The following is a 13901-nucleotide window of genomic DNA, read 5'->3' as shown; positions in this document are numbered from 1 at the left end:
GAACCATGAAGGAATAGTGCCGATCATGCACAACGAACCCTATCTGCTGACACCCGGTCCACTGACGACCAGCCTGAGTGTAAAACAAGCCATGCTGCGGGACTGGGGTTCCTGGGATGGTGATTTCAACCAGATCACCGCGGGCATCTGTCAATATTTGCTGACGTTGGCTAATGCCCAGCAAACTCATGTGTGTGTCCCGCTGCAGGGGAGTGGTACCTATGTGGTCGAAGCGGTATTCGCCACGTTGTTGGGTAAGGATAGCAAGACACTGGTACTGATGAATGGTGCCTACGGCCAACGTGCCGCCAGCATGCTTAAGCGTATGGGAAAATCCTACGTGACCCTGGATAAGGGCGATTACCAGCCACCACTGGCTCAAGAGGTGGACGAGCTGCTGCGCCAGGACCCGTTGATCACCCATGTGGTGGTGATTCACTGTGAAACCAGCTCGGGCATTCTCAATCCCGTGGAAGCTATCGCCAAGGCGGTAGCCGCACAAGGGCGAGAGTTGATTATCGATTCCATGAGCGCTTTTGGAGCCATTGCGGTGGATGCCACCGAGCTACCCTTTGTTGCGCTGGTCTCGTCAGCCAATAAGTGTATAGAAGGGGTGCCAGGATTCGGTTTCGCACTGATCCTTGAAACGGCATTGCAGTCGTGTGAAGGCCAGTCAGCATCCTTGTCGCTGGACCTCTATGACCAATGGCGCTATATGCAAAAAACCGGTCAGTGGCGTTTTACACCACCTACTCATGTAGTCGCGGCCTTTCATCAGGCGCTGCAGGAGTACCAGTTAGAAGGTGGTCAGCCAGCGCGTTTGCAACGTTACAGCCGCAATCGTGATCGGCTGGTAGCGGGTATGCGCGCACTGGGGTTCCAGACGCTGCTGGAAGATGCCTGGATTTCACCGATTATTATTACCTTCTTGTCTCCAGATGATCCGGCGTTCAACTTTATGCCTTTTTATCAGCAGATGAAGGCGCGTGGTTTCTTGATCTATCCGGGTAAATTGACCCAGGTCGAAAGCTTCAGGCTGGGTTGTATTGGCCAGCTTTTTGACCCGCAGATCGATGCTGTTCTTGGGGCTGTAGCGGAGAGTTGCAGTGCCCTTGGACTGACGACGCTTCAACCCCCTCGGGCTATATCCCTGTAAGGAGAAAACATGTTTAGTTATCAGCGCCGTTATTGTGGACAGGTTCAGGCAGTGATTATGGATCTGGCTGGCACCTGCGTAGACTTTGGCTCCCTGGCACCGATACAGGCTTTCCAGAGCCTGTTTAACGCTGAAGGGGTGGCAATTACCCAGGCAGAAGCTCGTGCGCCCATGGGCAAGGAAAAGCGTGAGCATATTGAAGCTCTGCTGGCGATGCCACGCATTGCTGAAGCCTGGTTAGCTGTTAAACAGCAGCCGACCGACTCGGCCGAAGTGGACCGCCTGTATAACGCGTTTGTGGTTTACCAACAGGCTAGTATTGCTCAGAACAATCGCTTGATACCGGGTATGGACGACCTGCTTGGCTATTGTGATGAACAGGGCATCAATATCGGTGTGAATACCGGTTATAGCCGCGAGATGATTGCCGAGTTACTGCCAGCACTGGCCGAGCAAGGGTTTAAGCCGCTATCAGTGGTGTGTGCGACCGATGTACCTGCAGGGCGCCCCTTCCCCTGGATGGCACTGCAGAATGCTCGGGATCTGTCTGTCAGTTGTGTACAGGCCTGTGTCAAAGTGGATGATACCGCAGTGGGTATTGAAGAAGGCTTGAATGCCGGCATGTGGACGGTTGCCGTTGCTGTTTCAGGTAATCAGACCGGCCTGTCTCAGGCTGATTGGCTGGCGCTGTCAGATAGCCAGCAGCAACAGCAGAGTCTGGCCGCCCACCAGGCGCTGAGTCGCTCAGGAGCTCATTATATTATCGACTCTGTGGCCGAGCTTCCCGAGGTGTTGGAAGAAATAGGTTTTCGGCTAGCGGGTGCTGAACAGCCTTGAGTAACCTGGCACTGGTATTGGTGTTGATCTCCGCGTGTATGCATGCGGGCTGGAATTTGCTGGGCAAGAAACAGGTGCCCTCGTTGGCTTTTTTTTCGTTGGCGATGCTCGGGGGCGCGGTACTGTTTGCACCCTTATTATTGGTTGGCCATGGCTGGATTGGACTGGGCGCTGATTTCTGGTGGTTGCTGCTGCTCTCCGGTGGTTTTCAGGCGGTGTATATGGCCGGATTAGCCTGGGCTTATGCGCGCGGTGAGATCAGTGTGCTCTATCCGCTGGCGCGGGCTTTGCCTGTGCTGCTGGTGCCCTGTGTCAGCTTTATCATCTGGCAACAGCTGTCACTTAGCCTGCGAGATGTCGGCGGAATGCTACTGATCGCACTGGCTGGTTTTATGTTGCCCTTAGTACGTCCCAGTGCTTTCAGTTGGTCTCTGTATCTGACGCCAGCACTGGGGTTTATGCTGATGGCGGCGGTAGGAACGGTGGGTTACTCACTGATTGATAAGGCCGCCATCGATTTGATGTTGGCTGACGGCTTGAGTGCCACATTGGCCGGTTTGCAGTTCATGGTGTTACAGGCCTGGATGGCCGTGCTGTGGATGTTTCCGGTTGTGGCGCTGATGCCACGTGAGCGTGCTGCTGCTCGACTATTGTTGCAAGGGCCGACCCGTATTTGGGTGCTTGCCGGTCTGATGGTGCTCAGTACCTACGGATTGGTATTGATTGCCATGGCCTATACCGAAGATGTCAGTTATCTGGTGGCTTTGCGGCAGGCCTCTATTCCGCTGGGGGCTTTGCTCGGCGTGTTTTGGCTTAAAGAAACCCTGTCTGGTTTTCGCTGGCTGTCCCTGGCACTAATGATGACCGGACTGGTTCTGGTTGCACTGAATTGAGAAATACTAATGAACGTACCCCATTTGGTTGTTTTTGATCTTGATCACACTCTACTGGCGGGCGACAGCTCTGAGCTTTGGGCTGGTGAGATGGCACGCCTGGGTTGGATTAATGATATTGATAGCTTTCAAGCCAAGCATCGCGTGCTGATGGACACCTATGCCACCGGAAATTTGGATATGGAGGCCTATTTGGCGCTTAATCTGGCACCCTTGAAAGCACGTCACTATGCGGAGGTTGCCAAAATTGCAGAAACTTTCGTTCGGGAGCAGTTACTGCAGCGCTTGTACGAGGATGGCCTGAGTCTGATTAGTCAGTTGCGTACCGCTGGACATCATTTGCTGATGATTTCTGCCAGTGAAATATTTCTGGTGGAACCTGTGGCGCAAGCGCTGGGTTTTGATGGCGTCATCGGCATAGACCCTGAGCTGCAGGATAACTGCTTTACTGGTCGCGCCCTGTTACCTATGAGCTATCAAGAGGGCAAGGTACACCATTGTCGCCGCTACGCTGAACAGATGGAGTTGAGTGATTGGCCGGTAGCCTTCTACTCGGATTCACACAATGATATACCGCTGTTGGATGTAGCCGATACGCCGGTTGTGGTTAATCCTAACGAGCACTTGGCTGTGGTTGCCAAAGCACGCGGATGGCCAGTGTTACAGTTGAAGTGAGGCTGTAGCGGGTTATTAAAACTGTAATGAAGGCGTCACCGGATGGTTAAAATACTGAAACACTAGCGCTTTAGAGTTGCTGAACTGTCAATAAATCACGGAGAATTTTCATGACAATCCAGCAACCCCCACAAGGCATGATTGATAACCATGAGGGTGATGAGCCTCTCAGTAATCATTCCGATAACCCTTCATTCCAACAGATATTTGAAAAACGTCTATCACGTCGCTCCATGATGAAAGGCAGTATTGGTACGGCCATGATGGGCTTTTTTGCTACCAGCAGCTATTCTGCACTGGCTTCAGCCGGGACTAGCAGTCGTCATACGCCTTTGATCGGTTTTGAAGCGATTTCTGTCGCTGCCACGGATGGTGTCAGCTTACCCAAGGGCTATAAGCATCAGGTCATACTACCTTGGGGTCAACCTATCTCGGGTAATCTGCCTGCCTTTGACCCCATGACGAACTCCGGCCTGGATCAGGCTCATCAGATGGGCAGCCATCATGATGGTATGCACTTCTTCCCGATTGAAGGACAGGATCCTTATCAGGGTAGCTCAGAGGATGGGTTGCTGGTGATGAACCATGAATATGTTGAGCCTCGCTTTATGCATGCCTCGGCTAAAGGCCAGGCCCTGTCTCGCTCAGCTGTTCCGGTAAAAGCCGATGGTCAGCGTGATGCAGATGAAGTTCTCAAGGAAATCCATGGCCATGGTGTCAGTGTCGTGCGCATGAAAAAGCAGGCCGATGGGCAGTGGGCCATGGAAGCGGATGTCCGCAATCGCCGTATCCACGGTCTGACCGAAATGGAGATCAGTGGACCAGTACGGGGTACTGATTTTGTTAAAACCCGTTTTAGTCCCGAAGGTACGCGCACTCGCGGTACACTGAACAACTGTGCCCACGGCGTGACGCCCTGGAACACCTACTTGGCAGCTGAAGAGAACTGGGCCGGTTATTTTATTAACCATGCTGAACAGCCACGTGAACAAAGTCGTTATGGTGTGGCTAAAGAAGGTTCAGGTCGCTATGGCTGGGAGCTGGCCGATACCGGTGCCGATGAGTTCATTCGTTATAATGTCACCCCGACGGGCGCATCAGCCACCGAAGACTATCGTAATGAAGTCAATGGATTCGGCTGGGTGGTCGAAATCGATCCATTCAATCCGGAAGCCACACCGGTCAAACGCACGCAGTTAGGCCGCTTCGCACATGAGGGGATAGTTTTTCAGCCTGCTGTTGAAGGTCAGCCGATCGTCTGTTACTCAGGTGATGATGCCCGTTTTGAATATATTTACAAATATGTCAGTGCACAGCCTTATCACAAGGCAACAGCGGGTGGTCATTTGCTGGACAACGGTACCCTGTATGTGGCGCGTTTCAATGAAGATGGTTCAGGTGACTGGTTACCACTGGTGTTCGGTATGGGGCCTTTGACGCCGGAAAATGGCTTCAACTCTCAAGCTGATGTGCTGGTGAACACTCGATTTGCAGCGGATACTCTGGGTGCAACCAAAATGGACCGTCCGGAATGGGGCGCGGTTGATCGGAAAACAGGTGAAGTCTATTTTACCCTGACCAATAACAGTCGCCGTACAGAAACGGATGCGGCTAATCCGCGTGTTGAAAACAACTGGGGACAGATCGTGCGCTGGCGCGAGCAGAATGATCAGGTCAGTGCCATTCAGTTTGAATGGAATCTGTTTGTATTGGCCGGACCTGAGTCTGACTCGGAACTTGCAGGACAGCCACTGGATGGTGGCAGCATGTTCAACAGCCCGGATGGCCTATGGTTTGATGCTGACTCGCGTCTATGGATTCAGACAGATATGAGTGAAAGCATCGTCAACACCGGTCCTTGGGAACAGTTTGGTAATAACCAGATGCTGGCTGCTGATCCTGAGAATAATGTGATCCGCCGCTTCCTGGTGGGGCCAATTGGTCAGGAGATCACTGGCGTGGTCACTACCCCAGATCAGAAAACCATGTTCGTCAACGTACAGCACCCAGGTGCGACCACCTCACCGGAAGACTTTGCCGCCGGTCAGTTGGTCAGTCACTGGCCGCACGATGGTGCTGCTTACCCACGTTCCGCAACCATAGTGATTAGCCGTGAAGATGGTGGTGTGATCGGCGCCTGATCTACAAGCCAAAATCCAGCAACCCACACAAACCCACCTCTGCGTGGGTTTGTTTTTCTCTGATGTATTAAATCCCTGTGGACTGCTAAGCTGATTTTTAACAGGTGTTAAAAGTGAGAATTGGCATGATCAATGAATGGATGAGGTTTGTCCTGTCAGCCTGCTGTCTACCAACGGCTCAGAGAAGTCGACGCCATGAGTAGTCGATCCATTATATTCGTAGCGTCTGATAGTGAGGTTATTGCTGACACAGTGATTGAACAGCTGGAGACTGAATTCACAACTGTACAACGCTGTGTTCACTATCAAGCTGTTGCCATAGCACAGATGTTTCTGCGCAGTGAGGCTGATGTGATACTACTGGCCTACCAGTCGTTGGACAGTACTATTCATTTACGCAAGACCTTGATAGAGGTTTGCCATAAACAAAGAGCGACGCCGTTCCATACGGTGACACTCTGTAATAAAGCCAGTGTCGAGCAGGCCTACCAACTCAGCAAACAACGCTTTTTTTATGATTATGTGGTGTTCTGGCCACTCAGTTATGACCCGTATCGCTTGATCATGTCAGTCCATCAGGCACTGGACGACCTGGGTTACAATGCTGATATTCAGCAGCAAAGATACGAGCTCGAAACTAAAAAATACAGCATTAAGGCGATAACCCAACTGGTTGAACAGATGTTGGCGGAACAAAAAACCAAGAAATCTGAACTCAATAATTTGATTGAATCCGCTTTAAAAAAGCTCAATCAGGCGGTGCTTACACAGCAGAAAGTAGCCGCGCATAATCCCTTGGTGGCGATGGTGATTGATGATGACGAATTCCAGTGCCTGCTGTTGAAAAAGATGCTTGAGAATGAAGGCTATATCGTGCATCAAGCGACTACCGGAATGGATGCACTGGAGCAGTTAAACCAAGTGCACCCCGATATCATTTTGCTGGATGTGTTTATGCCGGACATGAGTGGTATTGAAACACTGCGCCAATTGAAAAATGAGCCGACACTTGAAGCTATACCGGTGATCATGGTGAGTGGCCATCATGAGAAAGAGGTGGTGCTGGACTGTATCATGCTGGGCGCAGTTAACTACCTAGTGAAACCCATCGATAAAGAAACCCTGAGAGCACACTTACCCTTTCGGCTGTAAATCCATCAGCTGACTTGGGGCGCATAGCGGCGCGGAGCAGGAGATTAATGACTTGTTTAAAAATAATCTTATAAGGATTGAGGGTTTTGCCTGCTGACTCGGTTACTAGGTAGAAGCGTTAAATATCACCATAAAACCATCTAACCTTGGTGCTCCGAGAATATGAGCGTTGAAATACATCCTAATCAACAGACTCTCGATCAGGCTTGTGTCTGGATGGCACGTCTTTGGGCGGATGATGTGAGCGAGCAAGACCGTCGTGCTTTTACCCAATGGTATGAGGCATCGCCCGAACATGCCGAGGCTTGGCGGCGAGCTCAGCGGTTGCAAGCCTGTTTTCAACAAGTCACAGATCCCGTTGCGGGCTATCAGATTTTAAATCGCAGCTCAGCGTCGTCCTTGCCGCGGCGGCGGTTTCTTGCTGGGGTGGGTATACTGGGGGCTATGGGGCTGCTGGCAACCGATAGCTATTTGCCAACAGGGCTAACGGGCGCCGACTGGCAAACTCACCGAGGTGAATGGCAAGACCGACAACTGGCCGATGGTACTCGACTGGTGCTGAACACCGCTACGGCTGTTGATCTTCACAGCACCGGCCAAGTGCAGCAACTGCATCTGTACCAGGGTGAATTGTGGATGGAGACACGGGTGAATACCGCTCCCTGGCGAATCAGCCAGCGTGATGGACGCCTTTATCCAGAAGCCGCCCATTTCAGCTTGCGCCAATATGACCAGTTTACAGCCGTATCCTTGTACCAGGGTGAGCTGGTGATTGCACCCGCGCAACACACCCAGCCACTGCACCTGACGGCTGGGCAACAGCTGCACTTTAATCAAACTGGTCGGCTCACCCAGCAGGTGTTGGTTGATACTTCTCCAGACTGGTTGAGCCGTCGCTTGGCCGTTACCGACATGCCTTTGTCTCAGTTTATTGACGAAGTTTCCCGCTACCGTAACGGTTTGATCCGAATCTCTGAGCAGTTGCCTAACCTTCAGGTCAGCGGTGTGTTTTCCTTGCAGGATACTGACCGGATTCTGCAACAGTTGACTGAAATCCTGCCAGTCAGCACGCGCTACCTCAGCCGTTATTACATTCTGATTGAGCCTAGGGGAAACACGGTCTAGATACGCAGATCCACCTACGCACCTCACCGTTTGCTTTTTATTCTTGCTAACCGAACTGTCAGTTCGTTGTGTACTGGGTGTTGTTTAACTCAGCACCAGGCTTTACAATCGCCATAATTCTTATCAATAATGATTTATATTATCATTAAGGTTTGTGATCTAAGGTGAATAAAGCGGTGAATGAGGCAGTGAAATATATCTATGCTGATCATCATGGCTGGCTAAAGACATGGCTATTTCATCGTCTGGGTAATTCGGCCGATGCCGCTGATCTGACACAGGATATCTTTGTTCGTCTGATCCTTCGACCGGCCTCTCGAGGTTTTAGCTCTACGGCAGAAACACGTGCTTACCTTCGCCGCATGGCCAGTGGCATGTGTGTAGATCTCTGGCGGCGTCGTAGCCTGGAACAGGCTTGGCTGGAATCCATGGCGAATCAGCCAGAAACCCTGGTGCCCTCTGCAGAACAACAGGTTATGGTGCTGGAAGCCTTGCAGGAGATAGATCGACTGCTGCACAGCCTGCCCCCTAAAGCCGCCAGCGCTTTCGTGATGGCTGTAGGTTGTGAAATGACCGACCAGGAAGTGGCGCATGAGTTAGGTGTTTCGGCGCGTATGGTACGTAAGTATGTTGCCAAGGTTATGCTCTACTGCATGCAGCTTGAAGCACGCCACTTGGTGGCGGACGGGCCTTACCTGGATGTAATTCAACCCGCTTTGGCAGGGCGCTGACACTATTTTATAAGGAGTCCCCGCGTGGTAAACAGCGCCAGTCAATCCGAAGACCTGACTTTAGGGGAACCTACTTATCAAGCAATGGAACAGGCTGCTGAGTGGTTTGCACTATTGCGTTCGGGTGAGGCCAGCGCGGCTGATCAGTTGCAATGGCAACAATGGATTAATGACTCGGTGGATCATCAGCAGGCCTGGCAGTATGTTGAACGTATCGGCCAGCGCTTTGAGCCCATTCAAACCAGTTCAGCCAGATACTCGGCTGTGTCAGCCTATCGTAAAGCCCAAAGTAGTCAACTTCGGCGTAGACAACTGCTGCTAGGCCTGGTCGCCTTGGGTGGTACCGGTCTACTGGGCTTGGCGGGCGGGCGCCATACACAACTCACCGGGTTGGGGCAAACCTGGGTTGCAGACCATCGCACGACGCTTGGTGAAGTGCGGGAACTGGCTTTACAAGATGGCTCTAAAATCTGGATGAATGCCCTCAGTGCTGTTAATGAAGACTATCAACAGCATCAACGACGCCTTGCACTGCTGTCGGGTGAAATTTTGATACAAACGGCCTCCGATGTCTCTCGTCCCTTTGTTGTGACTACCCCGCAGGGGCAGTTGCGTGCTTTAGGTACGCGATTTACCGTGCGCCTGGAAAACAACCATGCGTTTGTCGCTGTCTATGAAGGTGCCGTTGAAATTCGTACGGCATTACATGGAGTAACCCAGGTCATCCTGCCAGGTACTCAGACAAGTTTCACCGAGGAGCTTATCTTCAAGCCTGAAGTCGCGGACCCAGCGCGTGAAGCTTGGTCTCGTGGCATTCTGATTGCGCAGAATATTACCCTGATCGATCTGGTCAGCGAACTCCGTCGCTATCGCAGTGGATACTTGGGTGTATCTCCAGCAGTGGCCGACCTGCGGGTGTTTGGCAGTTATCCACTGGCTGATACAGACCAGACCCTGGCCATGCTGGAGTCGGTACTGCCAATCCGTGTGCAGCATCGCTTTCCTTGGTGGGTCAGTATTGATGCAAATTTATCTGAGTAGTTGCTGATAAAAATGTTTACGTAGAAGTTCCGCTTTTGCAGAGGTTATTCGATTAAAGGGTATAGGATCTGCAAATAGAGAGGATACCGACCCATGCTGTCCAGTTTTCAAGCCCCTGTTGTCAATCAACGCATCCATCCACCAGAGTATACATGCCAGATTTTTCGTCCAGGATTGCTCAGTACGGCTATACAGCTAGCGTTGGTGGGCATGATGTTGCTGCCAATCCATCCGGCCATAGCGCAGGCCTCGGAAACGGCCAATTTGTCGTCATCTACAGCGCCCCACGCATTTAATATTGCAGCCGGCCCGTTGAATCAAGTGCTGACCCAGTTCGCCCAGAAAACTGGCATTCTGCTTGCGGCGACACCGGCGCAACTGGAAGGTCGAAGCAGCCCTGGAGTGCAGGGCAGCATGGATGTGCAGCAGGCATTGCATCAACTCCTAGCGGGTACTGATCTGGTGGCACAACCGCAACCGGATGGTAGCTTGCGGGTACAACCCGCCAGTACCCCTCAACCAGCGTTGCAAGCCGACAGTGGTGCCGTGTCTCTAGACACCCTGCAGATTGAGGGTGCCGGGTTTAGCATCAGTCGCGATGAGCAGGGCTATAACGAAGTCTATGATCGGGATACCGCCACCGCCTATATCGGCCGAGTGGAAGCCGAGCGCTATCAAGGCACTAACCCTGCTGACCTATTGAAAGGGGTGGCGGGTGTGTTCAGTGGTGAGGCACGCAACAGCGGTGCGCTGGACTTGAATATCCGCGGGGTGCAAGGGCCAGGTCGTGTACCGGTGACAGTGGATGGTACGGAGCAGGCCCTGACGGTCTGGCGAGGCTATAACGGTGCGACCAATCGTAACTACATAGACCCCAATCTGATCGGCGGTATCCAGATCTTCAAAGGCGGCACCCGCGAGCGCGATGTACAAAGTGGTGTCGGCGGCGCCATGGTGATTCGCACCCTGGAGCCAGAGGACATCATTCGCGAGGGCGAAGATTTCGGGATTGAGTTTCGGGTGGAGGGCAGTAGTAATTCCGTCAGCCCCAGAGTACCGGCACTGCACACAGGTCAGGACTTCCGTACCGTGGAGGGTTATCCACAGGGGAGTGGAGGCGCTGCTTATCCCTATGATGATGCGACGCTGATGGTGACACCGGCATCCCGCAGTAGTGGCGATGAGAACCCGCTGGGTGGAGACGACTACGCCTACCGCTTAGCCCTGGCTTCAAAAGGGGAACAGTTCGACTTTCTAGCGGCTTATGCCTATCGCGAACGGGGCAACTACTTTTCGGGTAAGCGCAATACCGATTACTTCTCGAATGAGGCTGGTGATAACACCCTTGATTATATTCGCAGCATGGCTAACTACTGGCAGCCAGGCACAGAAGTCACCAACACCTCTAGTCAGATGGAATCCTGGTTACTGAAAACTACCTGGCATCTGTCTGAGAATGAGAGTTTGGGGCTGAGCTACCGTGCTTCGGAGAGTATATACGGGGAGATTATGCCAACCCGTATCAGTCAGTCTGAGGAGCGCGGTACGATCCAATGGCCGTTGAGTCAGGTGGAAACCCAAGCCTACACCCTGGAATACAAGTATAAGCCAGACGATAACCCCTGGGTTGATTTTCATGCCAACCTTTGGCGCACCGATACCCTTAGTGACACTTACAGTGCTGGCGGCTTCCCCAACTTCACCAGCTATTACCAAAATGGCGATCCCATTTTACGCAATACAGCGACTGCCAATGCCACCAACACCCGTGACGGTATCACCCTGAGCAACCGCATGGAACTGCATGACACCCTGGCTTTGACCCTGTTAGGGCGTTTTCAGATGGAAAAACTACGCTCTGACGATGAATATACTGGCAGCGATAACTGGCGGATGTTTCCCCGGGCCGGTCGGCGTGAAGAGTGGGAAAGTGGCTTTGATCTGGTGTGGCAGCCAGTGGAGCGTCTACGTCTGAATGCTGGTTTGACCTACTCCGCTTACTGGGCCTTTGATGATTTTTTGGCGAATCATGATGGGCAGATTACTCAGTTGGTCTCCCAGTATTACAACGTGACCTACCGGACGGAGTACACCTATAGCGAAGATGAGCGTAATGCTTTGGTTGAGCAGTCTTTAGCATCTGCACAGATGGCCTTAGCTCGCGGGTTTATCACCCAAGAGATCTATGATCAGTTTGCTGCTACTGCTTACGAGACTTATCCTACATCCGAAATACATTCTCATGACGGTGGTACCTGGCGCCCGGATGCTGAAGGTAACTACAGTCGAGCAACACACCCTTGTTTTAATGGTGAAATTCAGGGTGATGATGTTGTCAGTTGCCAAGCGCTGTCAGTAAATGAGCGGATGACGGCAGAAGCCCGCAAGCGCAAGGATCATGGCTGGGTACCTCACTTCGGTATTGGCTACCGGCTCACCGACGCCAGCCGTATGTATCTACGCTATACCGAAACCCTACGCTACCCGAGCATGTTTGAAAGTACCATCGGCTTTTCCGCGTCACTGAATCCCTGGGATCTTAAACCGGAACATGCACGCAATTGGGAACTTGCGTATATCCAAGATCTGACTCCCTGGCTGCCCCAAGCCGAGTATGCCGATCTGAAGCTGAGCTACTACCACAATGAAATTCGCGATGTAATTGAGCGGGATAACTACTTCAACTTCCGTAATATTGAAAGCCAGACCCTACGCGGTATCGAGTTGGATGGCCGCTATGATACCGGTGGTTTTTTTACCAGTCTGGGGGTGAATTACAGCCTGGAAAACAAGGTTTGTGATGAGCATACGGCCGCCATGCTGACCAATAACCGTTGGGATGTTCCTCACTATATTCCTTCCTGCTTTAAGTACGGCTATCCCAATGGCTATTTACTGGCGCAGGCGGCACCGGATCTATCAATCAACTGGACTTTGGGTGGCCGCTTTCTGAATCGTAAACTGGAATTGGGTAGTCGTTTTACCTGGCATAAGGCTTATAAAAACAGTGATCTGGAAAACTATACCCGTTATGCCGGGCAGCTTGAAGATGGTAGCTATGGCTTTACCTACTTTGCCAATACCCCCTTCAGTTGGGATGAAACCCTGTTGCTAGATGCCTATGCCCATTACAAGATCAACGACAACCTTTCGGTGGAGCTGGTGGGTACCAACCTGACTGATCTTTATTACGTGGATCCGACCACCCGGTCGCCGGTAGCGGCTCCGGGTCGGACCCTGAAACTGAGTTTGACCGGTCGTTTCTAACGGCCAGTTAACAGGGAGGATGGCTTGTAACAGCCATCAGCACAAGGATGTGCTTCACGATGAAAAATCAATGTATCAAGGAGTTATACCATGAAAAAACAAGTAATTGCATCTTCACTGCTGGTCGCAATGGCGGCATTTTCACTGGCCGGTCAAGCACAGGCGGCGGTTGTCGGTGGCTCCAGCAATGAGAACCAGATTATTGCAGGTGAATCTCAGGTTAATGGTGGGCCACATACAGCAGGTCTGGCCGGTATTGCAGCAGCTTCAATCAATATTAACCTGGCGGTCGATTTTGTGGGCTTGACCGGCTATTCCTCATTTGCCAATGATGTTTATTCGCTGGGAAGCGGTGGTCATGGTGGCATGGGGGCGTTTAACTTTGCCCAGGTTGGCAGTGATGATGTCTGGTTCGGTGAATGGTCTGACGGTGCCGACAGCAGCACCCGCACAGTCTACTACTCCGGTGCCGATGCAGATACCTCAGTACCTGGGTCCGGCAGTGCAACCTACACCGTGGTTGGTATCAACAACTATGATGGTAATGCCAATAGTCTGCTGAATGGTACGTTTACGGCTAATTTTGCGGCGAATACTCTGACTGGGTCCATGTCCAGTGTCAGTGGTAACGCTGTTGATATTGGTACAGCTACCATCAACAGTGATGCCTCTATCACAGGAACAGGCACTGCAGACGGACTATTTGGCTCAACATTCGTTACAGGCGGCAACGTCTCCGGCCAGTTCTACAATGGCCATTCAAGCCTGGCTGGTTTGGTTGATTTTGCCGGTACTCAGTATGACACCGCTTTCGGTGGTACTCAGGACTGAGCTGATCTAACGCACTCTGGTGCCCCTTGACTGGGTGGCGGACGCGCTGCCC

Annotated in this window: 11 protein-coding genes; all 11 read left to right on the top strand. The window is 52.1% G+C overall.

All coding sequences use genetic code 11. From position 1 onward, the window contains the following. Positions 1–25 precede the first annotated feature (25 nt). The 11 genes from ACN0R1_RS00195 to ACN0R1_RS00145 all read left to right on the top strand — a co-directional run bounded on the left by ACN0R1_RS00195 (position 26) and on the right by ACN0R1_RS00145 (position 13849). Positions 26–1156, top strand: coding sequence for a 2-aminoethylphosphonate--pyruvate transaminase (locus ACN0R1_RS00195; protein ID WP_417578708.1), 1131 nt, complete (start codon positions 26–28; stop codon positions 1154–1156). Positions 1157–1165: 9 nt separating this feature from the next. Then, positions 1166–1993, top strand: coding sequence for a phosphonoacetaldehyde hydrolase (gene phnX / locus ACN0R1_RS00190; RefSeq protein ID WP_417578706.1), 828 nt, complete (start codon positions 1166–1168; stop codon positions 1991–1993). Next, the gene (locus tag ACN0R1_RS00185; RefSeq protein WP_417578704.1) at positions 1990–2886 is read left to right on the top strand and encodes a drug/metabolite transporter; all 897 of its coding nucleotides are present in this window, start codon (positions 1990–1992) and stop codon (positions 2884–2886) included. The genes phnX and ACN0R1_RS00185 overlap by 4 nt, the downstream gene beginning before the upstream one ends. A 9-nt stretch (positions 2887–2895) precedes the next feature. Continuing rightward, positions 2896–3561: an HAD family hydrolase gene (locus ACN0R1_RS00180; protein WP_417578702.1), complete on the top strand. Its 666-nt coding sequence runs from the start codon at positions 2896–2898 to the stop codon at positions 3559–3561. 110 nt (positions 3562–3671) lie between these two features. Next, positions 3672–5702 carry a PhoX family protein gene (locus ACN0R1_RS00175; RefSeq protein ID WP_417578700.1) on the top strand — a complete coding sequence of 677 codons (2031 nt, stop codon included), beginning with the start codon at positions 3672–3674 and terminating at the stop codon, positions 5700–5702. Between the two features lie 195 nt (positions 5703–5897). Next, positions 5898–6854, top strand: coding sequence for a response regulator (locus ACN0R1_RS00170; protein WP_417578698.1), 957 nt, complete (start codon positions 5898–5900; stop codon positions 6852–6854). Between the two features lie 162 nt (positions 6855–7016). After that, positions 7017–7979 (top strand): DUF4880 domain-containing protein, encoded by a 963-nt coding sequence (locus tag ACN0R1_RS00165; protein ID WP_417578696.1) that lies wholly within the window; start codon positions 7017–7019, stop codon positions 7977–7979. A gap of 176 nt (positions 7980–8155) precedes the next feature. Beyond that, positions 8156–8710: a sigma-70 family RNA polymerase sigma factor gene (locus tag ACN0R1_RS00160; protein ID WP_417578694.1), complete on the top strand. Its 555-nt coding sequence runs from the start codon at positions 8156–8158 to the stop codon at positions 8708–8710. A gap of 24 nt (positions 8711–8734) precedes the next feature. Continuing rightward, positions 8735–9751, top strand: a complete 1017-nt coding sequence (locus tag ACN0R1_RS00155; RefSeq protein ID WP_417578692.1) for a FecR domain-containing protein — start codon at positions 8735–8737, stop codon at positions 9749–9751. Between the two features lie 93 nt (positions 9752–9844). Beyond that, complete coding sequence (locus tag ACN0R1_RS00150) at positions 9845–13018, top strand: TonB-dependent receptor (protein ID WP_417578690.1); 3174 nt, start codon at positions 9845–9847, stop codon at positions 13016–13018. Between the two features lie 90 nt (positions 13019–13108). Next, on the top strand, positions 13109–13849 hold the full coding sequence (locus ACN0R1_RS00145; RefSeq protein ID WP_417578688.1) for a Slam-dependent surface lipoprotein: 741 nt from the start codon (positions 13109–13111) through the stop codon (positions 13847–13849). Positions 13850–13901: the final 52 nt, after the last annotated feature.

Origin of the sequence: Nitrincola sp. (genome assembly GCF_048264025.1) — a bacterium.
Lineage (GTDB): Bacteria > Pseudomonadota > Gammaproteobacteria > Pseudomonadales > Balneatricaceae > Nitrincola.
Note: the sequence above shows the minus strand (reverse complement) of the source record. Positions and strands in the feature narration are given on the sequence as shown.